Source organism: Streptomyces bambusae, from assembly GCF_020532645.1.
GTDB lineage: Bacteria > Actinomycetota > Actinomycetes > Streptomycetales > Streptomycetaceae > Streptomyces > Streptomyces bambusae.
On the sequence record NZ_JAJAUZ010000042.1, the window covers coordinates 1 to 24,042 of the forward strand.

A 24,042-nucleotide genomic window follows, 5' to 3' on the forward strand; every position below is an offset into this window, starting at 1 on the left:
GGGGGGGGGGGGGCCCCCCCCCGGGGCCCCGCCCCCCCCCCCCCCGCCGGGGCTGGAGGGTGCCCGGCGGGGCTGGAGTGGGCCCGGCGAGGCCTGAGGTTGGCCGGCGGGGCTGGGATCGGCCCTGCGGAACTGGAAGCGGCCGGGTGGGGACCGGCTGCGGGAGTGGAGCGGCGGTGGGCCCGGGGCGGGCCCCTCAGGGAGTGGAGTGGCGGTGGGCCGGGGGCGGGTGCCGTCAGGGAGTGGAGTGGCGGTGGGCCCGGGGCGGGTCCGGCAGGGGTGGAGCGGCGGTGGGCCCGGGGCGGGCCCGTCAGGGGGTGGGGGTCGGGACCGGGGAAGGGGACCCGGTGGCGGAGCCCGTGACGACGCGGGTCGGGGTGTGGCGGTGGAGGCGGAGGGAGAGGGCCGTGAGGGCCAGGGCGGTGAGGGTCATGGCGGCGCCCGCCCAGGCGGTGGCCGCAAAGCCGTGCCCGGCAGAGATGACCGTGCCACCCAGCCACGGCCCACCCGTGTTGCCCAGGTTGAAGGCCGCGGTGGTGGTCGCCCCCGCCAGCGTCGGGGCCGCGCCGGCGACGTTGAACATGCGCGCGTTCAAGGCCGGGGCCGTGAAGAACGTGGAGACGCCCAGGAGGAAGGAGAGGCCGACGGCCGCCACGGCCGAGGAGGCCAGCAGGGCCAGCCCGGCCAGCAGCACGGTGGAGGCCGTGATCCCGGACAGCAGCACCCCGAAGAGCCGCCCGTCCGCAACCCGCCCGCCCACCGTCGTACCGATCAGCGCCCCCACCCCGAACAGCCCCAGCACCCACGGCACCCACCGCGACCCCAGCCCCGCCACCTCGGTCAGCAGCGGAGCCAGGTAGCTGAACGCGCAGAACACCCCGCCCGCCGCCAGCGCGGTGATCGCGACCGACAGCCAGACCTGCCGGTCCCGGTAGATCCGCAGCTCCCTGCCGAGCGTCGGTCGTTCGGCTGCCGCCGGCAACGGGATGTGGGGGATCTTCAGCAGGATGCCGACGAGCGCGACCGCCGACGCCGCGGCCACCGCCCAGAACGCCGCCCGCCAGCCCCAGTACTCGCCGAGGAACGCTCCGGCCGGTACGCCGAGCACGTTCGCGATCGACAGCCCGCCGATCATCACGGCCATGGCCCGCGCCCGTGCGTTCTGCGGCACCATCGCGATGGCCACGGCCGCGCCGACCGCCCAGAACCCGGCGCACGCGAGCGCGCTCACGACCCGTGAGGCGAACAGGAACCCGTACGACGGGGCCACCGCGCCGGCGATCTGGCCCAGCCCGAAGAGCGAGATCAACGCGATCAGCGTGGTCCGGCGCGGCAGCCGCAGCGTGGCCACGGCCAGCAGCGGGGCGCCGATCACCATGCCGATGGCGAAGGCGGATATCAGCAGCCCGGCCTGCGGGATCGTGACGTCCATGTCCGCGGCGATCGGCGGCAGCAGCCCGGAGAGCATGAATTCGCTGGTGCCGAGTGCGAAGACGGACAGGCCCAGGATGGAGACGGCCACGGGCATACGGGAACGTTCGGTCGTAGCGGGCATGAAATGGATCAACGGCGCGGATGGGCGGGGCATTCCCCCGGTCACCCGATGATCCGACCGGCCGATGATCCGTTCGGACGGTCCTCAGAGCGTGGCCAGCTCCGCGGCGAGGTTGCGGCGGGCCAGGGCCTCCCAGCGCTCCGTGCCGAAGGGGGTGCGGAAGAGGCGGGGGAGGTCGAGGAGCTGACGGAGCACCGCCGCCCGGCCCTCCCGGAACGCGTCCTCCGGTACGAACGCGTACTCCTCGCGCACGGCGGCCACGTACGCGGCGTACGCGTCGGGGGCGCCGGCCAGGACGGCCAGGTCGGCGTCGCAGAGGACCTCGCCGTTGGTGTCGCCGGGGGCCGGGTCGTGGGTGACGGTCAGACGGACCAGGCGGGCCACCTCGGCGGTGCGGTCCGCCGGGACGCCGAGTTCCGGGAGCGCGCGCTCGGCGAGGGCGGCGCTGCGCTCCTCGTTCTCGGACCGGTCGGGCCGGTAGACGGCGTCGTGGAACCAGGCGGCGAGGCGTACGGCGGCCGGGTCGGCGGCGTGGTGCGCGAGCAGGTCGACGTGGTCCAGCACGGCGACGAGGTGCGCGGTGGTGTGGTACCGGCGCTGCGGCTCGCCCCAGGCGGAGAGGAGGCGGGTGGCGTAGGGCGCGGGGTCGGCGCCCGTGGCGTCCGCGGCCGTCGGGTCCGGGTCCGTCGGGTCCGGGTCCGCGCGGGCGGCCGTCACGGTCTCGTGCCAGCGGGCGTGGAGCTGCGCGGTGTCGGTTGCCATGGGGTCATTGTGCGCGGCGGTGGGTGTGGGACGGGTGGCGGTGGCGTGAATGTGCTGGTGGATCGCGGGCGGGCGCCCGTACCCTGTAATTGGACTAGACCTATTTTTCCGATCAGCAGCTTTCCCGACTGCTGGTCTCCCCCCACGTTCCGAAGGAATGAGGCCCCATGAGCAACCGTGCAGTCCTGGAGGTGATCGCCCTCAGTGCCGAGGACGCGATCGCGGCCCAGGCAGGTGGAGCGGACCGGCTCGAACTGGTCACCGACATGGCGGCGGACGGCCTGACCCCCGCCCGGGAGACCTTCGCGGCGATCCGCGCGGCCGTGGACATCCCCCTGCGGGTCATGCTCCGGGCGGCGGACGGGTTCTCGGCGGGTACGGCGGCGGAGCTGGACGCGCTGGTCGCGGCGGCGCGGGGGCTGCGGGAGGAGGGGGCGGAGGAGTTCGTCCTCGGCTTCCTGGACGCGGACGGTTCGGCGGACATGGCGGCCGTGGAGGCGCTGGTGGCCGAGCTGGACGGGTGCCGGTGGACGTTCCATCGGGCGATCGACCGGGCGGCGGACCGGGCGCAGGTGCGGAAGTCCCTGGCGGGGCTGCCGGGGCTCGACACGTACCTGACCGCCGGGTCGGCGGCGGGGGTGTCGGAGGGGCTTGCCGTGCTGGAGGCGGAGGCGGAGGCGCGCCGTCGGGGCGAGGCGGGCTTCGAGCCGCAGATCCTCGTCGGTGGGGGGCTCCAGCTGCACCATCTGGCGGGGCTGCGGGCGGCTGGTCTGGACGCCTTCCACATCGGTGGCGCGGCCCGCCCCGACGGCTGGTCGGGCCCCGTCAGCCCGTCGGCTGTCGCCGCCTGGCGCGAGGCCCTGGCCTGACCTGTGCTGTCGGGGGCTCCGCCCCGGACCCCGCGCCTCAATCGCCGGCGGGGCTCGAAGATTCGGGGCTCCGCCCCGGACCCCGCGCCTCAAACTCCCCCAGCCCCAGGGGGCTGGGAGGTACCCCCTGGCGGGGCTGGATTCTGCGGCGCAGCATCCAGCGTCACGGGCAGATCCGGCCCAGCCCGCGCCTCAATCGCCGGCGGGGCTGGAGTTTGCCCAGCCGTCAGGCGGGGCTGGGGCAGCCGAAGTCCTGGCGGGGGAAATTCAGCCCGTCCAGGGGGCACCTCCCAGCCCCCTGGGGCTGGGGGAGCTTGAGGGCCGGGGCCCGGGGCGGAGCCCCGAAGTTCAGCCTCGCCGGCGATTGAGGCGCGGGGGTCCGGGGGCGGAGCCCCCGATCCTTGAGCCCCGCCGGCGATTGAGGCGCGGGGTTTGGGGCGGGAGCCCTGGGATTCAGCCCCGCCGGCGATTGAGGCGCGGGGTTTGGGGCGGAGCCCCAAGGGCCAGCCCGCCGGCGATTGGGGTGCGGGATCCGGATCCGGGGCGGAGTCCGGGTCAGGGCAAGGCCGGCGGCAGCGCGGCGTGGTGCAAGACCGTGAGGCCGGAGACGGCTCGGGTCAGGGCGACGTACAGCCGGCGCAGGCCGGTGCGTTCGTCGGGCTCGCCGTCGACGATCGCGCACGGCTCGTCCAGCACGACGTAGTCGTATTCGAGGCCCTTGGCCAGCGAGGCCGGGACCAGCGTCAGGCGGGAGTCGGCGGTCGTCTCCGAGCCGGGCGAGAGGTGCGGCAACCCCGCCGCGGACAACGCCTCCGCCAGCCCGGGAATCCGCGCGTCCGCCGCGATCAGCCCGATCGAGCCCTCGTGCCGGAGCGCATCCCGGCAGGCGGCCACGACCGCCGGCGTCAGGTCCTCGGACGAAGCGACGGACGACACCACCAGCGACCCCGGCGTCTCACGCACCGACGACACCGCCGCCAGCCCCGGCGCAATGGCCGGCAGCAGCCGCGACGCGTACGCGATGACCTCCCGCGGCACGCGGAAACCGGCCGTCAGCTCCTCCAGCACCGCCTCCGGCTTGCCCAGGTGCCCCAGCGCCTCCGCCCAGCTGCGCGTGGCCCACGGCGTCGTACCCTGCGCCAGGTCGCCGAGTACGGTCACCGAACCGGTCGTGCAGCGGCGCCCCACCGCCCGGTACTGCATCGGCGACAGGTCCTGCGCCTCGTCGACCACGACATGGCCCAGCGAGTGCGTGCGTTCCACGAGATCGGCGCTCTCGTCGATGAGCACCAGATCGGCCGCCGACCACTTCGCCGACTTCACGCTCCGGAACGGCTTCTCCCACAGCAGCAGCTTCTGCTCGTCCGCCGTCAGCACCCCGTCCGCGTGCGCGGCCAGGAACTCCGCGTCCGACAGCAGCCGCAGCACCAGCTTCGCCGGGTCCACCACCGGCCAGATCGCCTTGACGGCCGCCTTCACCGCCGGGTTCCGCGCCACCGCGTCCTGCACCCGGTCGTCCGGTGCCTCCCCGCCCTGCTCCATCCGCACCAGCACCGCGTGCGCGATCCGCTGCGGCAGGGCCGCGAGCGCCGCCCCGTACCGCATGTCGCGCGCCTGCAGCTCGGTGACGATCTCCGCCAGCTCGTACGCCGGGATCCGCCAGCGCCTCGAACCGCGGACCACCATCAGCGGCTCGTCCGGCAGCGACACGTGCGAGCGGACCGCCCGCCGCAGCACCTCCGCCATCCGCGCATCGCCCTTCACCACGGCCGTCGCCGCCGCGTCCGTGCCGCGCACCTCCGCACCCGGCCGGGCCACCAGGTCGTCCACCGTGGCCTGCTTGACCTCCAGCTCGCCCAGCGCGGGGAGCACCTGCTCGATGTACTGGAGGAAGGACCGGTTCGGCCCGATGACCAGCGTGCCCGTACGGGCCAGCCGCTCGCGGTGCGCGTACAGCAGGTACGCGACCCGGTGCAGGCCGACGGCGGTCTTCCCGGTGCCCGGTCCGCCCTGCACGCACACCGACCCGGAAAGTCCGGAACGGACGATTTCGTCCTGTTCCGGCTGGATCGTGGCCACGATGTCCCGCATCGGACCCACGCGCGGCCGCTCGATCTCCTGCTGGAGCAGCTTGCTGACGGCGGCCGACTCGGCCGGGTCGGACAGGTGCTCGTCCTCGTACGCGGTCAGGTCGCCGCCGGTGTACCCGAAGCGGCGGCGCAGCCCGATGTCCTGCGGGTCCTTCTTGGAGGCCCGGTAGAACGGCTGGGAGACGGGCGCGCGCCAGTCGATGACCATCGGGTCGCCCTGCGCGTCGTGGACGTGCCGGCGGCCGATGTAGAACTGCTCGCCCTCCGCGCCCTCCGCGCGGTCGGCGCCCGGCGCGTGCAGGTAGTCGAGGCGGCCGAAGAACAGCGGGGTGTGCGCGAGGTCCGCGAGCGCCTTGATCCGGTCGTCGATCTGGGCCTGCAGGACGAGCGAGTTGACCCAGTTTGCGGTGACGTCGCGGATGTCGAGCGACTCGACGTCCTCGCGCATGGCGCGCAGCGCGGACCGGGAGGCGGCCAGGTGCGCCTGCTCGCGGGCGAGCGGGTTGCCTCCGGCGTCGGGGGAAACGTCGTGCAGGTCTTCGGGGGCGTGCGCGGGCACGGTGGGGCCTCCAGCCGGTGGATCAGTCCTCGGGATCGGGTGTGGCAGGAGCAGACCGGTTTCCGTCCGGCCGGCGGCGCTCCCCGGCACTGCGGCGGGAGGCGGGCAAGAGCGGAGATTGTAGTCACCGTGGGCCCGCCGGTGCGAACGGATAAACGGACGCCGGGCGGAGCCGGGGTGGCGTCGGGCGGAGCCGGGGTGGCGTCGGGCGGAGCCGGGGTGGCGTCGGGTGGAGCCGGGGTGGCGTCGGGTGGAGCCGGGCGTAGCACTTTCGGCAGACCCCGTAGGGGGTCGGGTCGGACTCCAGGCGTACGCGCCGGGCCGCGAGGTTCCCACCGCAGGCCGATGCCCGCGGGGGCCCCGCGAACGCACCATGGATCCATGAGCACCGCAACCTTCACCCCGGTCCAGGGCGGCCGCCCGAGCGGCGCCACCGCCACCTCCTCCCACCGCGCCCACCGGCGCCGCAACGGCTTCGGCGGGGTGCTGCACGCCGCCAGGGTCTTCGCCGGAGCCGCCGTCGGCGTCGTCCTCCTCGGAGAGTTCGGCGAGGAAGCCGACATAGTCCGCCGCTGAACCGGCGGGTCACCACCCTGATCCACTAGGGTCACGCGCGTGACCCGGAGCCCCCTCCCCGTGCGTGCGCTGCTGTCCGCCTCGGGCGTGCTGTCGGCGGGTCTGCTCCTCGTGCTCGCCGCGCTCTGGACGCTGGGCGTCCCGTACGGCGGCCTGCCCGACGGCGTCCCCGACGGGAGCGGATACGGCGGGCCGGTGCTGGGCGCGGGCGCCGGCTGCGGGATCGCCCTCGGCGGCGTCCCGTACGGGGACCTGCCGTACGGGGACCTGCCGTACGGGGACCTGCCGTACGGGGACCTGCCGTACGAGGGCCTGGTCCGGGACGGACCGGTCCGCGACGGCGGAACCGCCGGGGCCACCGCGTACGGCGTGCCCGACGACGCCCGGCCGGGTGCCGGGTGCCCGCCCTTCGCGGCGATCCTGTTCCTGCCGGCGAGCTGGCTGCCCGCCGGAGCGCTGCCCGTCGTCTACGCCGCGGTCAATGCCGGGCTGCTGGCGCTGCTCGTGCTGTTCGCGGCCCGGGCACAGCGCGCCGGCCCGCTGCTGGTGGCGGCCGCCGCCGGGCTGTGGCTGGAGACCGCCGTCCCGACGGTGCTGCCGGGCACGGCCGCCCTGGCCGTCGCCTGCCTGCTGCTCTGGGACCTCGGCCGTACGGACGGCTCCCTCGGCAAGGGCTTCGCCCTCGGCATCGCCGCCGGGATCGAACTCACCCCGGCGGTGTTCCTCGTCTACTGCCTGCTCACCGGCCGCGTCCGGGCGGCCCTGACCGGCCTGGCCGCGTTCGCCGGCACGGCCGGGCTCGGGATGCTCGTGCTGCCTGCCGCCAGCGCGGAGTTCTGGACCGGCCGGATCGAGAGCGCCGCCGCGCACGCCGTCCGGCCCTGGGAACTCGGCTCCGGCCCGCCGGCCTCCGCCCTGGCCTCCCCGTACCCGCTGATGGCGTGCGCCCTGCTCGTCGCGGCGGCCTGGCGGCTGGGGCGGACCGGCACCCCACCGCCCGGCGCCCGGTACGGCACGCCGGGCGGTGTCCCCGCCCAGCGCGCGTCCGCCGGGCCGGCGCGTACGAGGGCCGCCGGGCCGTCCCGTGCGCCCGGCCGTCAGCCCTCCGACAGCAGCTCGTCGGCGTCCATGATCCGGTAGGCGTAGCCCTGCTCGGCCAGGAAGCGCTGCCGGTGGGCGGCGAAGTCCTGGTCGATCGTGTCGCGGGCCACCACCGAGTAGAAGCGGGCCTCGTGACCGTCCGCCTTCGGACGCAGCACGCGGCCGAGCCGCTGCGCCTCCTCCTGCCGGGACCCGAACGTGCCCGACACCTGGATGGCGACGGTCGCCTCCGGCAGGTCGATGGAGAAGTTCGCGACCTTCGACACGACGAGCACGTTGATCTCGCCCTCGCGGAACGCGTCGAAGAGCTTCTCCCGCTGCGCGTTGGAGGTCTCGCCCTTGATCACGGGGGCGTCGAGGTGCGCGCCGAGCTCGTCGAGCTGGTCGATGTACTGCCCGATGACCAGCGTCTGCTCGCCGCGGTGCCGCCGTACCAGCGCCTCGGTGACCTTGCGCTTCGTCGCCGTCGTCGCGCAGAACCGGTACTTCTCCTCGGTCTCGGCGGTGGCGTACGCGAGCCGCTCGCTCTCGGTCAGGTTCACCCGGACCTCGACGCAGTCGGCGGGCGCGATGTAGCCCTGCGCCTCGATCTCCTTCCACGGCGCGTCGAACCGCTTCGGCCCGATCAGCGAGAAGACGTCCGACTCACGGCCGTCCTCGCGCACCAGCGTCGCCGTCAGGCCGAGCCGGCGGCGGGCCTGGAGGTCGGCGGTGAACTTGAAGACGGGCGCGGGCAGCAGGTGCACCTCGTCGTAGACGATCAGACCCCAGTCGCGGGAGTCGAACAGCTCCAGGTGCGGGTAGATGCCCTTCCGCTTCGTCGTCAGCACCTGGTAGGTGGCGATGGTGACCGGGCGGATCTCCTTGCGGGTGCCGCTGTACTCGCCGATCTCGTCCTCGGTCAGCGAGGTCCGCTTCACCAGCTCGTGCTTCCACTGGCGGGCCGACACGGTGTTCGTCACGAGGATCAGCGTGGTCGCCTTGGCCTCGGCCATCGCCCCCGCGCCGACCAGCGTCTTGCCGGCGCCGCAGGGCAGCACGACCACCCCGGAGCCGCCGTGCCAGAAGCCGTCCACGGCCTGCCGCTGGTACGGGCGCAGCGACCAGCCGTCCTCCGCCAGGTCGATCGGGTGCGCTTCGCCGTCGACGTACCCGGCGAGGTCCTCGGCCGGCCAGCCCAGCTTGAGCAGCGTCTGCTTGATCTGCCCGCGCTCCGAGGGGTGCACGGCCACCGTGTCCGCGTCGATCCGCGCCCCGACCAGCGGGGTGACCCGCTTCGACCGCAGGATCTCCTCCAGCACCGGCCGGTCGGTGCTGGTGAGCACCAGCCCGTGTGTGGGGTGCTTGCTCAGGGTCAGCCGCCCGTACCGGGCCATCGTCTCGGCGACGTCGACCAGAAGCGCGTGCGGAACGGGGTAGCGCGAGTACTCCACGAGAGCGTCTACGACCTGCTCGGCGTCGTGCCCGGCGGCCCGCGCGTTCCACAGCCCGAGCGGTGTCACCCGGTACGTGTGGATGTGCTCGGGCGCCCGCTCCAACTCCGCAAACGGCGCAATGGCCCGCCGGCAGGCATCGGCGAGCTCATGGTCGACTTCGAGCAGCAGAGTCTTGTCACTCTGCACGATGAGGGGCCCGTTCACGCTGATCCCTTCCACACGGCCGGCCGTCCGGGTGCGCACGGCCAAACCTCCAGTCTGCCGTATCGGCCGTGTGTGCGGGGAGGGGCGCGGCCTCCGGCTACGGCGCCGGGGTGTACGGGCGTTCCTCGGGGAGGAGGCTCCGGGCGGTGGTGAGGTCGCCGGTGCGGACCAGGGCGTGGATGTCGTGGGCGAGGGGGGTGACGTCGCGGATGGCGACGGTCCATTCGTCGGCGTAGGCGTGGGAGAGGGTGCCGGAGAGGCCGAGCTGGAGGGAGCGGTGGGGGAGGGGGGACAGGTGGAGGTCGCGTTCCGGATCCCATTGGATGCGGGCCTCCGTGGCGCGGAGCCGGCGCTTCCAGGTGGCCTCGTCGGGGTGGAGGCCGCGGACGTAGTGGGACAGGCAGGCGTTGCGGATCGCGTGGTCGAAGCCCTCGCGGGTGATCTCGACCGCGAGGACGGTCTCCTGGTCGGGCTTGGTGCCCCAGCCGCAGCGGTACATCATCCACAGGAACGACGGCTTGATCCACGTCATGCGGTCCCGCTTCCAGGCCGCCGGGAAGCGGCCGTCGCGGGCCGCGGGCAGACCGAGCCGCGGGGCGTACGCCTGGTAGACGGTGACGGTGGTGTCGGTGTGGACGGCGCGGATCTGCTGCCGCGGGACGGGCGGGACGTTCTCTGACATGCCGCCAGGGTGGCGGCGGTGGCGGGGCGGTGGCCAGCGGTTTTCGCCGCCTGCGCCCGCCGCGGGGCACGCGCTACACCTGGTCCTCGGCGAGTTCTGCCACGCCGGTGATGCGGTGCAGGGCGTACGTGCGGACCTCGTCGGAGGTGTGGTCGTAGCCCGTGACGAAGCCGCCCTCGACGCGGACCGGGGCGATCACGCGCTGGCTGGCGGCCCCCTCCGCGTTCACGTAGCCGATCCACACGGCCGAGCCGGTGAGGGCCGCGGCCTGCACCGTCGCCAGGGTCTCGGCGGCGCTGGTGCGGGGCAGTTCGCCGGGGGCGAGGGGGGTGGACGGGGCCGCCGGCTCCTTGCGGACGGCGGTCGCCGCCAGGTCGCCGGCGCGGATCGCGCGGACGGCCGCGCCGAGCAGGGTGCCGTCCGGGACGGGCGGGCCGTCGGGCACGGGGGCCGGGGCGGTACGGGGCGGGGTGCGGTGCGCGGCGGCCCTGGCGACGAGGACGTCGCCGGTCGCGGACTCGGCGGCCGGGGCGTAGCCGAGGGAGCGCAGGCCGGCGAGGAGGGCGGCCGGGTCGGCGGTGGAGGCGAGGACGGTCGGGGCGAGGCGGCGCAGGCCGAGGCCCGCGGACCGCTTGTCGGCGAGGATCTCACCGAGCACGGAGTCGTCGTCGCAGCGCACGTACGAGGTGGCCGCGCCGACCCGCAGGTGCCCGTGGCGGCGGGCCACGTCGTCGATGAGGTACCCGAGCGGCTGCGGTACGGGCGTACGGCTGTGCTCGGCGAGGAACGCCTGGAGGTCGGCGGCCGTCCGCCCGGAATCGAGCGCCCGCCGTACGGAACCGGGCGTGAACCGGTACACGGTGGCCCCGCCCTTCGACTCCACGTCGGCCAGCACGGCCAGCGTGTCCGCCAGCTCCCGCACCAGCGGCCCCGGCGCCACGGCGGTCAGGTCGGCCTGGAGGAGGACGTGGTCGACGGGCTCGGGCAGCAGCGGCCCGAGCAGGGCGGCGGCCTCCGCGGCGGCCGCGGCGGCGGACTCGGCGGGGGTGGGGGCGTGTGGGGGCTCGGGGTGCGGGTGCGCACCCTCCGGACCGGGGGTTTCCGGACGGGCGGCGGGGACGGCCGCGGCGGCGGTCGTGCCGGGGTCGGCGACCGTGCCCGGCGCGGGCGTGTCGTCGGCTGCCCGCGTACCCGCCCGCAGCAGCGCGCGGCCGTGGGTGGACAGGGCGCCGCGGCCCGTCACGCCGAGGCGTTCGGCTTCGATGAGGGTCCAGTCGGCCAGCCGGGGGCGCAGGTCGGACGGGGTGCGGGTGGGGTGCTCCCAGGCGAGGCGGGCGAGGAGGGCGCCGTGGTCGGGCGCGCCGCCCGGCGGAAGGTCGGCGAGCAGGGAAAGGACGCGGTGGCGGACCTCCGGGGCGGCCGAGCGGTCGAGGCCGGGGCCGAGCGCCGACAGGGTGCGCCCCTTGGCGTCCTGTTCGCCGACCAGAGCGCCGGTACGGGTGGCCGGCAGCCAGGCCGCGGCGAGGGCGGCCCAGCGGTCCTGCGGGGGGAGCTCCAGCCAGTCGTCGTAGGCGGGCGTCGGCGCGTACCGCTCGTCCGCTTCGCCGTCGCCGGCCAGCAGTCCGGCGCCGAAGCACAGCTCGATCCAGAACACGGCGGTGGCCTCGTCGGTGTCCAGCACGGCGGCCGTCCGCTTGAGGTCGCGTACGGCCACCCCGCCCGCGCGCAGCACCAGCGGGCCGGTGTCCTCCCAGGACGAGAGGAGTTCCTCGACGGTGCCGACGGCGGCCAACGCCTGGCCGGCCGCGTTCGCATCCACAAGCTGTGGACGGTGTTCGTGCACGGCCGGCACCGGCGGGGCGACCGGCTCGGGCACGCGGTGGGCGCGCCCGCCACGCAGGTGCAGCGCCACCTCCCGCGGCAGCACGACCGTGCGCGCCGACACCGGCAGCAGCAGGCCGTGGTCGCGCAGCCACCGCACCGGCGGGGCCGGGTTCGCGGTCACCTCGCCGTACGGCGGACCCCACACCAGCCGGCCGAGCAGCTGGTGCGCCTCGGCCGGCGCCCGGTCCAGGAGCGCCGACATCCGGTCCCGGTCGGTGAACAGCGAGGTCAGCGCCGCGACCGCGGACACCGGGTCGTGGGTGGCGGGCAGCCCGGCGGTCGCCACGATCTCCTGGAGGCGGCCGGGCGACATGCCGGCCGTCGCCTCCGCGACGGTCGGGCCGAGGCCGGTGGGGGAGGGGCGGGAGGCGGTCGGCGTGAGGAGTTCACGGGCGGTGCGCACCAGCCGCAGCCGCTCGTCGTCCCCCCACAGCAGCGCCTGGTCGCGCAGCGCGGCGACGGCGCCGGGCAGGGCGGCGAGCACGTCCGTGGCACCGGGCTGCCCGTCCGGGCCGTGGTCGCCGGTCATCAGGCCGGCCAGGATCCCGTACGGGCACGGGTCCGGGGCCACGGCCAGCGCCTCGGCGGTCTGCAGCGCGAACCGGTCCAGGCGTTCGAGGGCGCGCACCACCGAGGCGCGCGTGCCGGCCCGGGTGGCGAGCTGGGTCAGGTCGCCCGGCACCGGCGCGAGCAGGTCGGGGCGGGCCCGCAGCAGTGCGGCGAGCGAGGCGTCGTCGCGGGCGCGCAGGGCTTCGGCGAGGGAGCGCGGCGCACCGGAGGCGGCCGCGGGTACGTCTGGCCCGCCGGGGGTGTGCCCGGCCGTGCTGGGAGAACTGCTTCCGTCGGACACGTTCGCCTCCTGGTCCATCCGGCCAACGTTAGCCCCTGAGGGGCTCCATCAGGCGCTACCTTCGGGGCAGCGGGCACGGGAGGAGCCGGGGCGTGGGGATCGAGAGCGACCAGCTGGTCTACGACTATCTGAGCCGGGTCGGGGACCTGGCGCAGCGCCGGCAGCTGTCGTCGGGCGACCGGATGCGGCTGGTGGCCGCGCTGCGCGACGAGATCGACCGGCAGCGGGCCAAGTACGAGCCGGAGACCACGGCTTCGGTGCGGCGGATCCTGGACCGGCTGGGGAGCCCGGAGGAGCTGATCGAGGCGGCGGGGGGTACGGCCGGGAGCGACGAGCCGGCTGTTCCCGTGGTGCCGGTCGTGTCGGTGCCGGTGCAGCGGGGGCCGCGGCGGTTCTTCAAGGGGGCGGAGCCGGAGGCTGCTGCGGAGCCGCCGCCGAGCACGGCGGCGCGGCCGCCGCATCTGGCGGGGGAGGACGAGCTGGGGTCCGACCGGGGGGAGCCGGACTGGTGGCGGGTGGAGCCGTCGGGGTTCGGGGCGGATGTGGGCGTGCCGGGGTTCGCGGGCGGGATCGAGATTCCGGAGCTGCTGAAGAAGCCGGCGGTTCCGGCGGCGGACGCGGTCGTTCCCGGGTCCGTTCCCGGGTCCGGGCCTGCGCCCGAGCCGGTGCCCGTGGCGGAGCCGGTGGGGCGGGTGCGGACCGTCGTACGGGCGTTGCGGGAGCGGCGGGGAGCCTCTTCGGCGGCGGCGGCCGAGTCCGCACCGCGGCAGCGGCCGCATGTGGTGCTGCTGCTGGCCGCGGCGGTGCTGGTGGGCGGGGCGGTCAGCGGGTCGTGGGTGGTGCTGGCGGGCGGGTGGCTGCTGGCGTACGTGTCCAAGGTGCTCGGCCCTGCGGAGAAGAAGGCCGTGCTGTTCGGCGTGCCGGGGGTGGTGCTGGGCGGGGCGGTGGTGTGGCTGTGGGGGCGGTCCCACGGGCGCTGGGGGGACCCGCTCGTCTCCGGCCGGGCGAGTGAGGCCTTCGTGGACCTGTGGCCGCTGCTGGTCCGCGTGGCGGCCGTCAGCTGTGCCGCGTACCTGGCCCTCCGCTCCCGCCGCCGCGCCTGACCCCGCCGCGCCCCAAACCCCGGGGCTCGGCCCCGAACCCGCGCCTCGAACGCCGGCGGGGCTCAAAGATGCAGGGGCTCCGCCCCCACACCCCCGCGCCTCAATCGCCGGCGGGGCTGGATGTCGGGGCTCGGCCCCGGACCCCGGGCCTCGATCGTCGGCGGGGCTCAAAGATGCAGGGGCTCCGCCCCCACACCCCCGCGCCTCAATCGCCGGCGGGGCTGGATGTCGGGGCTCGGCCCCGGAACCCGGGCCTCGATCGTCGGCGGGGCTCAAAGATGCAGGGGCTCCGCCCCCACACCCCCGCGCCTCAAACGCCGGCGGGGCTGGATTTCGGGGCGGCGGTCGGGGTGCGGGGGAGTCCCGGGGTCATCGGGGGTTTGTGTGGGGTTTACGGGGCGGCGGGAGAATGGGCCGTATGAGTGCCGCTACCGTTCCCACCCGCCCCCTCACCGTCGGCTTCGACCTCGACATGACCCTGATCGACTCACGCCCCGGCATCCGCGCCACGTACGAGGAGCTGGCCGCGCAGACGGGGACGTACATCGACGCCGAGGCGGCGGTCAGCCGGCTGGGGCCGCCGCTCGACGAGGAGCTGGCGTACTGGTTCCCCGCGGAGCGGATCCCGGAGATGGCCGACCGGTACCGCGCGCTGTACCCCGCGCACGCCGTCGCCCGCATCCCCGCGATGCCCGGCGCGCGCGAGGCCATCGAGGCCGTGCAGGCGCTCGGCGGCAGCGCGATCGTCGTGACGGCCAAGCACGAGCCGAACGCCCGGCTCCACCTCGACCACCTCGGCATGCGCCCGGACGCCGTGGTCGGCTCGCTCTGGGCGGAGGCCAAGGCGGAGGCCCTGCGGGCGCACGGCGCATCGGTGTACGTGGGCGACCACGTCGGCGACGTACGCGGCGCCCGGACGGCCGGCGCGCTGTCGGTGGCGGTCCCGACCGGCCCCTGCTCGGCGGACGAGCTGAAGGCGGCCGGCGCGGACGTCGTCCTCGCCGACCTGACGGCCCTCCCGGCCTGGCTCGCCACGTACACGGCGACCCGCGGCATGCCCACCCCCGCCTGAGCCGGGCGGTCCGGGCCGCGCCGGGGGCGTCCGTTCGCGCCGGGCCGCGCCCGCGCGGTCCCGCCGGCCGGGCGCCCGTCCCGCTACACCTCCCGCGCCGCCCGCCGCTGCGCCGCCGCGGAGCGGAGGACGCCCGCGCCGGCGATGGCGAAGCCGACGCCCATCAGCATGCAGACCGCGTAGGCGATCGGGGGGAAGGGGTCGGTGCCGAGGAAGAGGGGGGCCATCGTCGCGAGGGTGGCCACCGCGCCGATGATGAAGACGATTCCGCCGGCGCGGACCAGCGCGTCGCCGGGGCGGGGTTCGTCGGTTGCAGGAGTAGCAGTCACCCGACCAGGGTAGATCCCTGTCCTGGGCCGCCCGCAGGAAGGACCCTGAGACGTCTTGTCAGCGGGCCCTGGACCATTAGCCTGGAAGCGGCGGGTCACAGAGGACCCGCTGTACTGCTGTCCGGAGCCGTTTTCGCGGCGGTTCGGACCCGACGAACACAAGGACGAGGAACAGACGTGCCTACCGGCAAGGTCAAGTGGTTCAACAGCGAGAAGGGCTTCGGCTTTCTCTCCCGCGACGACGGCGGCGACGTCTTCGTGCACTCGTCGGTGCTCCCTGCCGGGGTGGACGCACTCAAGCCCGGCCAGCGCGTGGAGTTCGGTGTCGTTGCAGGCCAGCGCGGTGACCAGGCCCTTTCCGTGACCGTCCTGGAGCCCGCGCCCTCGGTCGCTGCCGCGCAGCGCCGCAAGCCCGACGAGCTCGCCTCCATCGTGCAGGACCTGACGACGCTGCTGGAGAACGTGACGCAGCAGCTGGAGCGCGGCCGCTACCCCGACAAGGCGCACGGCTCGAAGATCGCCGGCATGCTCCGCGCGGTCGCCGACCAGCTGGACGTCTGACCGCCCGGGTCCGGAGTGCCCGGCCCGGCCCCGCGTCCGTGCGCACGTACGTACGCGTCAAACACCTGTGCCCCGCCGCTCGAACGAGTGGCGGGGCATGTTTGTGCGATCGGGGCAGGCCGCGGGATCAGAGCGCCGGGAACGCCAGCGCGTCCGGCCGCAGCGCCGGGACCAGGCCCTCCGCAGCCGCCCGCGTCAGCAGCCCCCGTACCGCCGCGTACCCGTCCTCGCCGAGCGCGGCCGTGAACTCGTTCACGTACAGGCCGATGTGCTGGTCGGCGACCGCCGGGTCCAGCTCCTGCGCGTGCGCGCGGACGTACGGGCGGGAGGCCTCCGGGTCGTCCCAGGCCATCAGGACCGAGCTGCGGGCCGCGGCGGCCAGCGCGTGCAGGGTCTCCGCGCCCAGCGACCGCTTCGCGATGATCGCGCCGAGCGGGATCGGCAGGCCGGTGGTCCGCTCCCAGTGCTCGCCCATGTCGGCTAGGCAGTGCAGCCCGTAGTCCCGGAACGTGAACCGGGCCTCGTGGATCACCAGACCGGCGTCCACCCGGCCGTCGCGGACCGCCGGCATGATCTCGTGGAAGGGCAGTACGACGACCTCGCCCACGCCCTCCGGCAGCACGTCCGCGGCCCACAGCCGGAACAGCAGGTACGCGGTGGACCGCTCGCTCGGCACCGCGACGGTCCGCCCCCGCAGGTCGAGCCCCGGCTCGCGGGTCAGGACCAGCGGCCCGCAGCCCCGGCCCAGCGCCCCGCCGCACGGCAGCAGCGCGTACTCGTCGAGCACCCACGGCAGGACCGCGTAGCTGACCTTGAGCACGTCGAACTCGCCGCGCTCGGCCATTCCGTTCGTCAGGTCGATGTCGGCGAACGTGACGTCGATCGGCGGCGCGTCCGGCACCCGGCCGTGCGCCCAGGCGTCGAAGACGAAGGTGTCGTTGGGGCAGGGCGAGTACGCGATGTGCAGGGGGCGCGGGTCGGCGTCACCGGTCGCGGTCATGGCGGGGTCCCCATCCGTGGAGTACGGGTACGAGGTGGTGGAAGCCGGCGGTCAGGGCGGCGAGGGCGTCGCCGATGCGCCAGGCGGCACGGTCGCGGGGGCCGACCGGGTTGGAGACCGCGCGCAGTTCCAGGACCGGCAGGCCGTACCCGGCGGCGGCCTCGGCGACCCCGAAGCCCTCCATGGCCTCGGCGCCGGCCATCGGGTGCCGGGCGGCGAGCTCGGCGGCGCGGGCGGCGGTGCCGGTGACGGTCGAGACGGTCAGGACCGGCGCCAGCAGGCCGCCGGTGGCCTCGGCGGCGCGGGCGGCCAGCTCTGCGGGCGGCAGGTGGACCACGCGGCCGAAGCCGAGCTGTTCGACGGTGTGGAAGCCGTCGGGGGTCTCGGCGCCCAGGTCGGCGGCGACGATCGCGTCGGCGACGACGAGGCTGCCGACGGGCGCGGCGGGCTGGAACCCGCCGCCGATGCCCGCGGACACGACGAGGTCGTACGGCCGGCCGGAGGTGTCGGCTACGGCCAGGGCCGTGGCGGTGGCGGCCGCCGCGGCCGCCGGCCCCACGCTGGCGACGAGCACGTCGAGGGCGAGGCCGGGGACGTCGTGGCGGCTGATGAGGTGGCCGCCGGGGAGCGCGCGCGGGGGTGTGGCCGGGCCGCCGTCGGGAGGCGGGGCGGCTGCCGGGCCGGAGCCCAGACCGGCGGCGACGGAGTCTGCCTCCGCCGCCACCGCGGTCACGACGAGCGCGTGCACTTACTTCTTGAGCTTGAGGGTGAAGGTCCAGACGGACTGCGGCTTGCCGTCCTTGCCGACCTGGACGATGGCGAGCTTCTTCGAGGCCGGGGCCTCGCCCTGGCCGCCGGTCGCGAAGACGTCGGCGCCGGGGAAGCTGCGGTACGTGTTGTCGGACGGCTCGGTGATCGGCTGGCCGTCGAGGACCGCCTGCCACTTCTTGCCGTCCTCGACGACCTCCGGCTCGACGCCGAGGCGCAGGGTGTCACCGCGCGAGTAGTCGATGGTCTTGGTGGCCTTGAGGCTGCTGAGGCACTCCTGGACCTTCTCCGCGGTCAGCTCGGCCGCGCCCTTGTCCTTGCGGCACTTGGCCTCGGCGGATACGGACGTGCTGCCGACCGTCACCGTCGCCAGAGGCGTCGGCTTGTCGCAGGCGGAGAGGACGAGGAGGCCGGCGGACACGGCTCCGAGGGCTGCGATGCGGCGGCGGCCCTTACCCGAGATAAGCGGTGCGGTCATGAGCCGAAGGCTATCGGTCGTGCGCGTTCCCCGGCGCACGGGGTCTCCGCGCGTCCCCCTTTGCGGGGCTCCGCCCCGAACCCCGGTCCTCAAACGCCGGACGGGCTTGAGTCTGCCTCTGCTCGGACTTTGCCTGTGGGCGGCTGGATGCTGCCGGGCAAAATCCAGCCCCGCCGGGGGGGGGGGGGGGGGGGGTGGGGGGGGGGCCCGGGGGGGCGGGGGGGGGGGCGGCGGGGGGCCCCCCCCGCCACCTCAACCTACCTGCGGAGCAAGGCGTTCCGCGCGGAAATGCGCCTCGCTCCGCAGGACCTCTACGACACCCGGCCGTACTTCACGCTGCTGCTCCAGATCTTCTCCAGACGGACGGTGGAACCGGTCTTGGGCGAGTGCCAGATCTTGCCGCCGCCGGCGTAGATGCCCACGTGGTACACGTTCCCGCGGGAGTGGAAGAAGACCAGGTCGCCCTGCTGACGCGAACCCGACGCGATGTGCCGGGTCTTGTTGTACTGCTGGGCTGCCGTGCGGGGCAGCGTCTTGCCTGCGCGCTTGTACGAGTAGAGCGTGTAGCCGGAGCAGTCGAACCGGTGGGGTCCCACCGCCCCCCACTGGTAGGGGGACCCCTTCTTCGACGCGGCCACCTGGAGCGCCTTCACGGCCGTGGACGAGGCCGCCTGGGCCTCCGGCGTGCCGCCCGGGGCGACGATCGCCCCACCGGCCACGGCGAGCGTGAGTGCCGAAACGGCCCCGGCCCGGTACACGACGGACGGAACATTCCTGAGCGCGGACATGCGCAACCCTTCGTCAGCCGCCTGTGAAGGATGACCTGTCGGATTCGGGCCTGCGAAGTTCGCCCGGCCGCCAGCGGCGGCTTCACCCCAAGGGACGGGCGGGCACCTGCGCCCGCCGTCCCGTACTGCCTGGGTCCTCCACTCCTGCCGGTGCACTCCTGTCGACCAGTCGTCCGGGTGAGGCGGCAGGACTCGGCGTCCGCCCGGACCGCCCCGCCACGGCGGCGGGGGCTTGTCGTCCCCCGGATCCTCACCCACGAATTGCCGGAAAACTAAGTTGATTCGCCGGTATGTGAGTCTCATCACGTCTGCGGCTATTGGGGTTTGAAGGGTGATTTACCCCACTCGGCGGATCGGTCAAGAAGGCCCCGACCTGCAGAAAAGCATCTTGAGTGGGAGCGGCTCAACCTCTCCGGTGCGCAACTGGGGGCGCGATCCGGCCCCTTGCGCCACTACTCCGAATGGGGGATGCGAACTCGGCTCCGTGTCGACTCCCGGGTCCGGTGGGACTGCTCGCCGCCGCCCGGCCAACTGCGCCCGGTGCGCGGCGATGTGACCTTCGGTGGGGATCTCGGTACTGTCCGTGGCCGGTGCGGCGACCCGCGTCCGCATCCGGATCCGTATACGGACGGACCGGCGCGCCGCACCGGTAGCCGAACATGTGCGCTGCCCGAAACGTGAATTAACGCGGAGGAAAAACGGGCGTCCTAGCGTGCGGATCCCGCTGCTGCCGCCGACCCGACCCCGAGGTGGGAACCGTGCAACTGACCCCGCACGAACAAGAACGCCTGCTGGTCCACGTCGCCGCCGACGTGGCGGAACGGCGCAGAACCCGAGGACTGCGGCTCAACCACCCCGAGGCGGTCGCGCTGATCACCGTGCACCTCCTCGAAGGGGCCCGCGACGGCCGCACGGTGGCCGAGCTGATGGCCTCCGGCCGCACCGTCCTCGGCCGCGACGAGGTCATGGACGGCATCCCCGAGATGATCCGCGACGTCCAGGTCGAGGCCACCTTCCCGGACGGCACCAAGCTCGTCACCGTCCACGACCCGATCGTCTGAGGGGGAGCGCGCCCGATGATCCCCGGCGAAATCGTCCACGGCGAGGGGCCCGTGCTCCTCAACGAGGGCCGGCCCGTCACCCGGCTCACCGTCCTCAACACCGCCGACCGGCCCGTACAGGTCGGCTCCCACTACCACTTCGCCGAAGCCAACCCCGGCCTCGACTTCGACCGGCGGGCCGCCCGCGGGCTGCGCCTGCACATCGCCGCCGGCACCGCCGTGCGCTTCGAACCCGGCATCCCGGTCGCGGTGGAGCTCGTCCCGCTGGCCGGCGCCCGGACCGTGCCCGGACTGCGCGGCGAGACCGGAGGGCCGCTCGATGGCTGAACTCACCCGCGCCGTCTACACGCGGCTGTTCGGGCCGACCACCGGCGACCGGATCCGCCTCGCCGACACCAGCCTGTTCGTGGAGATCGAGGAGGACCGCAGCGGCGGCCCCGGCCGGGCCGGCGACGAGGCCGTGTTCGGCGGCGGCAAGGTCATCCGCGAATCCATGGGCCAGGCCCGGACCACCCGGGCCGAAGGCGCCCCCGACACCGTGATCACCGGCGCGGTCGTCCTCGACCACTGGGGCGTGGTCAAAGCCGACATCGGCATCCGCGACGGCCGGATCACCGGCATCGGCAAGGCCGGCAACCCCGACACCATGGACGGGGTGGACCCGGCCCTGGTCATCGGGCCCGAGACCGAGATCATCGCCGGCAACGGGCGCATCCTCACGGCCGGCGCCGTCGACGCGCACGTCCACTTCATCTCCCCGACCCTCCTCGACACCGCACTCGCCGCGGGGATCACCACCCTGGTCGGCGGCGGCACCGGGCCCGCAGAGGGCACCAAGGCCACCACCATCACCCCCGGACCCTGGCACCTGGCCCGGATGTTCGCCGCCCTCGACGACCACCCCGTGAACATCGGGCTGCTCGGGAAGGGCAACACGACCTCCGCCGAGGCCATGCACTCCCAGCTGCGCGGCGGGGCCCTCGGGTTCAAGATCCATGAGGACTGGGGGGCCACGCCCGCCGCCATCGACGCCTGCCTGCGGGTCTGCGAGGAGACCGGCGCCCAGCTCGCCGTGCACACCGACACCCTCAACGAGGCCGGCTTCGTCGGCGACACCCTGGCCGCGATCGCCGGGCGCACCATCCACGCGTACCACACCGAAGGGGCCGGCGGCGGGCACGCGCCCGACATCATCACCGTGGTCTCCGAGGCCAACGTGCTGCCCAGTTCCACCAATCCGACCCGGCCCCACACCCTCAACACCGTCGACGAGCACCTCGACATGCTGATGGTCTGCCACCACCTCAACCCCGCCGTCCCCGAGGACCTGGCGTTCGCCGAGTCCCGGATCCGGCCTGCCACCATTGCCGCCGAGGACGTCCTCCACGACCTCGGCGCGATCTCCATCATCTCCTCCGACTCCCAGGCCATGGGCCGCATCGGCGAGGTGGTCCTGCGGACCTGGCAGACGGCGCACGTGATGAAGGAGCGGCGCGGCCCGCTGCCCGGCGACGGCCGGGCCGACAACCACCGGGCCCGCCGCTACGTCGCCAAGTACACGATCAACCCGGCCGTGGCCCAGGGCCTCGCCCGCCAGATCGGCTCGGTGGAGACCGGCAAGCTCGCCGACCTGGTGCTGTGGGAGCCCGCCTTCTTCGGCGTCAAACCACTCCTCGTCCTCAAGGGCGGACAGATCGCGTACGCGCAGATGGGCGACGCCAACGCCTCCATCCCGACCCCGCAACCGGTGCTGCCCCGCCCGATGTTCGGCGGCCACGGCCGGGCCCCCGCGCGCAACTCCGTGAACTTCTGCGCCCCTTCCGCACTCGACGACGGGCTGCCCGAACGGCTCGGCACCGGGAAGGAGTTCGTGCCCATCGACAGCACCCGCCGGGTGACCAAGGCCGACATGCGGGAGAACGACGCCCGGCCGCGGGTGGAGGTGGATGCCGACACCTTCACCGTCACCATCGACGGGGAGCCGGTCGAACCCGCGCCGGCCGCGCAGCTGCCCATGGCCCAGCGCTACTTCCTCTTCTGATGACGGACCGCACCACGTCCCCGGCCCCCGCCCCGTCCCCCGCCGCCGGCCCGGCCACCCTGCTCGTCCTGGCCGACGGCCGCTTCCCCGCCGGCGGCCACGCCCACTCCGGCGGCGCCGAGGCCGCCGTCAAGGCGGGCCGGATCCGGGACGCCGCCGGTCTTGAGGAGTTCTGCCGCGGCCGGCTGCACACCGCCGGGCTGGTCGCCGCCGCCCTCGCCGCGGCGGCCGCCCTCGGACTGGACCCGGCCGAGCTCGACGCGGCCGCCGACGCCCGCACCCCCGTGCCCGCCCTGCGCACCGCCTCCCGCAAGCTCGGCCGGCAGCTCCTGCGGGCCGCCCGGGCGGTGTGGCCGGCGCCCGGACTCGACGCACTGGCCGCCGCGTTCCCCCGGGGCGCCCACCAGCCGGTGGTCCTCGGCCTGACCGCCCGGGCCGCCGGACTCGGCCCCCGGGACGCCGCGTACGCCGCCCTGTACGAGAGCGTCGGCGGGCCCGCGACCGCGACCGTACGGCTGCTCGGGCTGGACCCGTTCGAGGCCACCGCCGTGCTCGCCCGGCTCGCACCCGCCCTCGACGACCTGGCCGGCCGCGCCACCGCCGCCGCACACCGGGCCCGGGACGAGGGCGCGGGCGTGCTGCCCGCCGCCTCCGCGCCCCTCCTCGACATCGCCGCACACCAGCACGCCCAGTGGCCCGTGCGGCTCTTCGCCTCCTGACCCCAAGGACCCGCCATGCACCTCGACCACCCCGACGGCTACCCGCAGCGCCACACCCACAGTGCGGCCCCGGTCCGGGCCGACGGCAGCCGCCGCGCACTGCGCATCGGACTCGGCGGACCCGTCGGCTCCGGCAAGACCGCCACCGTCGCCGCCCTCTGCCGGGCGCTGCGCGACGAGTTCTCCCTCGCGGTCGTCACCAACGACATCTACACCCGGGAGGACGCCGAGTTCCTGCTCCGCGAGGCGGTCCTGCCGCCCGAGCGGATCGCGGCCGTCGAGACCGGAGCCTGCCCGCACACCGCGATCCGCGACGACATCTCCGCCAACCTCGAAGCCGTCGAAGACCTGGAGGAGGCCTTCCGGGTACACGGTCCCCTCGACCTGGTACTGGTGGAGTCCGGCGGCGACAACCTCACCGCGACCTTCTCCCGCGGCCTGGTCGACGCCCAGATCTTCGTGATCGACGTGGCCGGCGGCGACGACATCCCGCGCAAGGGCGGACCCGGCGTCACCACCTCCGACCTGCTCGTCGTCAACAAGACCGACCTCGCCCCGCACGTGGGCTCCGACCTGGACCGGATGGCCCGCGACGCCCGCGAGCAGCGCGGCGAGCTCCCTGTCGCCTTCCAGTCGCTGCGCAGTGCGCAGGGCGTGGCGCCGGTGGCCGGCTGGGTCCGCGACCGGCTCGCCGGCTGGACGGCCCGGGCATGACGGCGGGCGCGTCCGGGGTGCGGGCGCACGCGCGGATCACGGCCGCCGCCGACGGCCGCGGCGGCACCGCTCTGCCGGAACTGGCCGGTTCGGGGCCTCTCGCCCTCCGCCGCACCGGCTGCGACGGGCCCGAGGCGCACGTCACGCTGGTCGGCGCGATGAGTGCCCCGCTCGGCGGCGACCGGCTCGCTCTCACCGCCGACCTGGGGCCGGGCGCCGCCCTCAGGCTCACCTCGGCCGCCGCCACCCTCGCGCTGCCCGGCCGCTGCGGCACGGCCGCCCGGTACGACGTACGCCTCACCCTGGCCGACGGCGCCGCCCTGCGGTGGCTGCCCGAACCGCTGGTCTCCGTACGCGGCAGCGAGCTGGCCGTGTCCACCCGGGCCGAACTCGCCGCCTCGGCCCGCCTGCTGCTGCGCGAGGAGCTGGTGCTCGGCCGGGCCGGCGAGGCGTCCGGACTCCTCGGCAGCCGGCTCACCGTGGTCCGGGAGGGCCGGCCGCTCCTCGACCAGGAGGTGTGCTTCGGCCCCGGTGCGCCGGCCGGCTGGGACGGTCCGGCGGGCCTGGCCGGGCACCGGGCGGTCGGCCAGCTCCTCGTCGTCGACCCGGCGTTCGCGCAGCGGCCGCCGGCCGCCCGGGAGCTGGGGGAGCACGTGGTCGCCGCCCCGCTGGCCGGACCGGCGCTGCTCGTCACCGCCGTGGCCCCGGACGCGCTGCGGCTGCGGGCCCTGCTGGACGAAGCCGCGGGGCACTACGCGTGGTCAGCGGCGTGCGGTACGACCTGAACACCGCTCAGCGGTACACGATCATCCGGTTATCGGGTTGGTAAAGAACCAGCCG

The 24,042-nt window shown here is 74.9% G+C and carries 23 protein-coding genes; 12 read left to right on the forward strand and 11 right to left on the reverse strand.

The genetic code is table 11. The annotated features are described in order from the left end of the window. Nucleotides 1-310: 310 nt before the first annotated feature. On the reverse strand, nt 311-1,528 hold the full coding sequence (locus LG634_RS25675) for a Cmx/CmrA family chloramphenicol efflux MFS transporter (RefSeq protein ID WP_226736769.1): 1,218 nt from the start codon (nt 1,526-1,528) through the stop codon (nt 311-313). A 111-nt stretch (nt 1,529-1,639) separates the two neighbouring features. Beyond that, the gene (locus LG634_RS25680) at nt 1,640-2,317 is read right to left on the reverse strand and encodes an HD domain-containing protein (RefSeq protein ID WP_226736770.1); all 678 of its coding nucleotides are present in this window, start codon (nt 2,315-2,317) and stop codon (nt 1,640-1,642) included. A 167-nt stretch (nt 2,318-2,484) separates the two neighbouring features. Here LG634_RS25680 and LG634_RS25685 point away from each other — a divergent pair, with 167 nt between their 5' ends. Further along, nucleotides 2,485-3,186, forward strand: coding sequence for a copper homeostasis protein CutC (locus tag LG634_RS25685; RefSeq protein ID WP_226736773.1), 702 nt, complete (start codon nt 2,485-2,487; stop codon nt 3,184-3,186). A 555-nt stretch (nt 3,187-3,741) separates the two neighbouring features. On the opposite strand, the gene LG634_RS25690 is transcribed toward LG634_RS25685, so the two are convergent. Beyond that, a complete protein-coding gene (locus tag LG634_RS25690; protein WP_504967654.1) occupies nt 3,742-5,835 on the reverse strand; it encodes a HelD family protein in 2,094 nt (697 codons plus the stop codon). 381 nt (nt 5,836-6,216) lie between these two features. Between LG634_RS25690 and LG634_RS25695 the strand changes: the two genes are divergently transcribed. Further along, nucleotides 6,217-6,411, forward strand: a complete 195-nt coding sequence (locus tag LG634_RS25695; RefSeq protein ID WP_226736774.1) for a hypothetical protein — start codon at nt 6,217-6,219, stop codon at nt 6,409-6,411. Between the two features lie 39 nt (nt 6,412-6,450). Further along, nucleotides 6,451-7,551, forward strand: coding sequence for a glycosyltransferase family 87 protein (locus LG634_RS25700; protein ID WP_226736776.1), 1,101 nt, complete (start codon nt 6,451-6,453; stop codon nt 7,549-7,551). Here the strand turns inward: LG634_RS25700 and LG634_RS25705 are convergent. From LG634_RS25705 to LG634_RS25715, 3 genes are all read right to left on the reverse strand, one after another. Further along, on the reverse strand, nt 7,509-9,152 hold the full coding sequence (locus LG634_RS25705) for a DNA repair helicase XPB (protein WP_226736778.1): 1,644 nt from the start codon (nt 9,150-9,152) through the stop codon (nt 7,509-7,511). The two genes, LG634_RS25700 and LG634_RS25705, sit on opposite strands and share 43 nt — an antisense overlap. Before the next feature lie 97 nt (nt 9,153-9,249). Beyond that, nucleotides 9,250-9,834, reverse strand: coding sequence for a DUF4291 domain-containing protein (locus LG634_RS25710; RefSeq protein ID WP_226736780.1), 585 nt, complete (start codon nt 9,832-9,834; stop codon nt 9,250-9,252). 73 nt (nt 9,835-9,907) lie between these two features. Then, on the reverse strand, nt 9,908-12,586 hold the full coding sequence (locus LG634_RS25715; RefSeq protein WP_226736782.1) for a helicase C-terminal domain-containing protein: 2,679 nt from the start codon (nt 12,584-12,586) through the stop codon (nt 9,908-9,910). 74 nt (nt 12,587-12,660) lie between these two features. On the opposite strand from LG634_RS25715, the gene LG634_RS25720 reads away from it, so the two are divergent. Together LG634_RS25720 and LG634_RS25725 are read left to right on the forward strand one after the other, a co-directional pair. Further along, the gene (locus tag LG634_RS25720; protein ID WP_226736784.1) at nt 12,661-13,671 is read left to right on the forward strand and encodes a hypothetical protein; all 1,011 of its coding nucleotides are present in this window, start codon (nt 12,661-12,663) and stop codon (nt 13,669-13,671) included. 418 nt (nt 13,672-14,089) lie between these two features. Beyond that, nucleotides 14,090-14,743 (forward strand): HAD family hydrolase, encoded by a 654-nt coding sequence (locus LG634_RS25725; protein ID WP_372482491.1) that lies wholly within the window; start codon nt 14,090-14,092, stop codon nt 14,741-14,743. A gap of 83 nt (nt 14,744-14,826) precedes the next feature. Here the strand turns inward: LG634_RS25725 and LG634_RS25730 are convergent, their stop codons facing one another. Further along, entirely contained in the window at nt 14,827-15,072 is a 246-nt protein-coding gene (locus LG634_RS25730) for a hypothetical protein (protein ID WP_226736788.1), read from the reverse strand. Nucleotides 15,073-15,249: 177 nt separating this feature from the next. On the opposite strand from LG634_RS25730, the gene LG634_RS38310 reads away from it, so the two are divergent. Then, nucleotides 15,250-15,633, forward strand: coding sequence for a cold-shock protein (locus LG634_RS38310; RefSeq protein WP_308072668.1), 384 nt, complete (start codon nt 15,250-15,252; stop codon nt 15,631-15,633). A gap of 127 nt (nt 15,634-15,760) precedes the next feature. Here the strand turns inward: LG634_RS38310 and LG634_RS25740 are convergent, their stop codons facing one another. The 4 genes from LG634_RS25740 to LG634_RS25755 all read right to left on the reverse strand — a co-directional run bounded on the left by LG634_RS25740 (nt 15,761) and on the right by LG634_RS25755 (nt 18,667). Beyond that, nucleotides 15,761-16,633: a 1,4-dihydroxy-6-naphtoate synthase gene (locus LG634_RS25740; protein WP_226736790.1), complete on the reverse strand. Its 873-nt coding sequence runs from the start codon at nt 16,631-16,633 to the stop codon at nt 15,761-15,763. After that, nucleotides 16,617-17,381 (reverse strand): futalosine hydrolase, encoded by a 765-nt coding sequence (locus LG634_RS25745; RefSeq protein ID WP_226736792.1) that lies wholly within the window; start codon nt 17,379-17,381, stop codon nt 16,617-16,619. The genes LG634_RS25740 and LG634_RS25745 overlap by 17 nt, the downstream gene beginning before the upstream one ends. Then, nucleotides 17,382-17,879 carry a DUF2771 domain-containing protein gene (locus tag LG634_RS25750; RefSeq protein ID WP_226736793.1) on the reverse strand — a complete coding sequence of 166 codons (498 nt, stop codon included), beginning with the start codon at nt 17,877-17,879 and terminating at the stop codon, nt 17,382-17,384. It lies immediately after the preceding gene. Between the two features lie 311 nt (nt 17,880-18,190). Then, complete coding sequence (locus tag LG634_RS25755; protein ID WP_226736795.1) at nt 18,191-18,667, reverse strand: C40 family peptidase; 477 nt, start codon at nt 18,665-18,667, stop codon at nt 18,191-18,193. Nucleotides 18,668-19,425: 758 nt separating this feature from the next. Here LG634_RS25755 and LG634_RS25760 point away from each other — a divergent pair. From LG634_RS25760 to LG634_RS25785, 6 genes are read left to right on the forward strand one after another with little or no spacing between them, the layout of a single operon-like run. After that, the gene (locus tag LG634_RS25760) at nt 19,426-19,728 is read left to right on the forward strand and encodes an urease subunit gamma (RefSeq protein ID WP_226736796.1); all 303 of its coding nucleotides are present in this window, start codon (nt 19,426-19,428) and stop codon (nt 19,726-19,728) included. A gap of 15 nt (nt 19,729-19,743) precedes the next feature. Beyond that, on the forward strand, nt 19,744-20,055 hold the full coding sequence (locus tag LG634_RS25765) for an urease subunit beta (protein ID WP_226736798.1): 312 nt from the start codon (nt 19,744-19,746) through the stop codon (nt 20,053-20,055). After that, the gene (locus LG634_RS25770; RefSeq protein ID WP_226736800.1) at nt 20,048-21,769 is read left to right on the forward strand and encodes an urease subunit alpha; all 1,722 of its coding nucleotides are present in this window, start codon (nt 20,048-20,050) and stop codon (nt 21,767-21,769) included. The genes LG634_RS25765 and LG634_RS25770 overlap by 8 nt, the downstream gene beginning before the upstream one ends. Continuing rightward, nucleotides 21,769-22,488 carry an urease accessory protein UreF gene (locus LG634_RS25775; RefSeq protein ID WP_226736802.1) on the forward strand — a complete coding sequence of 240 codons (720 nt, stop codon included), beginning with the start codon at nt 21,769-21,771 and terminating at the stop codon, nt 22,486-22,488. Before LG634_RS25770 ends, LG634_RS25775 begins: the two co-directional genes overlap by 1 nt. Before the next feature lie 15 nt (nt 22,489-22,503). Beyond that, nucleotides 22,504-23,202 (forward strand): urease accessory protein UreG, encoded by a 699-nt coding sequence (gene ureG / locus LG634_RS25780; RefSeq protein WP_226736804.1) that lies wholly within the window; start codon nt 22,504-22,506, stop codon nt 23,200-23,202. Next, on the forward strand, nt 23,199-23,987 hold the full coding sequence (locus LG634_RS25785; protein WP_226736806.1) for an urease accessory protein UreD: 789 nt from the start codon (nt 23,199-23,201) through the stop codon (nt 23,985-23,987). The genes ureG and LG634_RS25785 overlap by 4 nt, the downstream gene beginning before the upstream one ends. Nucleotides 23,988-24,042 lie beyond the last annotated feature (55 nt).

Coding starts and splice junctions, on each gene's coding strand:
- LG634_RS25695 (WP_226736774.1), top strand. CDS start 6,217: ATGAGCACCGCAACCTTCACCCCGGTCCAGGGCGGCCGCCCGAGCGGC.
- LG634_RS25715 (WP_226736782.1), bottom strand. CDS start 12,586: ATGGACCAGGAGGCGAACGTGTCCGACGGAAGCAGTTCTCCCAGCACG.
- LG634_RS25675 (WP_226736769.1), bottom strand. CDS start 1,528: ATGCCCGTGGCCGTCTCCATCCTGGGCCTGTCCGTCTTCGCACTCGGC.
- LG634_RS25750 (WP_226736793.1), bottom strand. CDS start 17,879: ATGACCGCACCGCTTATCTCGGGTAAGGGCCGCCGCCGCATCGCAGCC.
- LG634_RS25765 (WP_226736798.1), top strand. CDS start 19,744: ATGATCCCCGGCGAAATCGTCCACGGCGAGGGGCCCGTGCTCCTCAAC.
- ureG (WP_226736804.1), top strand. CDS start 22,504: ATGCACCTCGACCACCCCGACGGCTACCCGCAGCGCCACACCCACAGT.
- LG634_RS25785 (WP_226736806.1), top strand. CDS start 23,199: ATGACGGCGGGCGCGTCCGGGGTGCGGGCGCACGCGCGGATCACGGCC.
- LG634_RS25770 (WP_226736800.1), top strand. CDS start 20,048: ATGGCTGAACTCACCCGCGCCGTCTACACGCGGCTGTTCGGGCCGACC.
- LG634_RS25755 (WP_226736795.1), bottom strand. CDS start 18,667: ATGTCCGCGCTCAGGAATGTTCCGTCCGTCGTGTACCGGGCCGGGGCC.
- LG634_RS25725 (WP_372482491.1), top strand. CDS start 14,090: ATGAGTGCCGCTACCGTTCCCACCCGCCCCCTCACCGTCGGCTTCGAC.
- LG634_RS25685 (WP_226736773.1), top strand. CDS start 2,485: ATGAGCAACCGTGCAGTCCTGGAGGTGATCGCCCTCAGTGCCGAGGAC.
- LG634_RS25775 (WP_226736802.1), top strand. CDS start 21,769: ATGACGGACCGCACCACGTCCCCGGCCCCCGCCCCGTCCCCCGCCGCC.
- LG634_RS25710 (WP_226736780.1), bottom strand. CDS start 9,834: ATGTCAGAGAACGTCCCGCCCGTCCCGCGGCAGCAGATCCGCGCCGTC.
- LG634_RS25740 (WP_226736790.1), bottom strand. CDS start 16,633: ATGACCGCGACCGGTGACGCCGACCCGCGCCCCCTGCACATCGCGTAC.
- LG634_RS25680 (WP_226736770.1), bottom strand. CDS start 2,317: ATGGCAACCGACACCGCGCAGCTCCACGCCCGCTGGCACGAGACCGTG.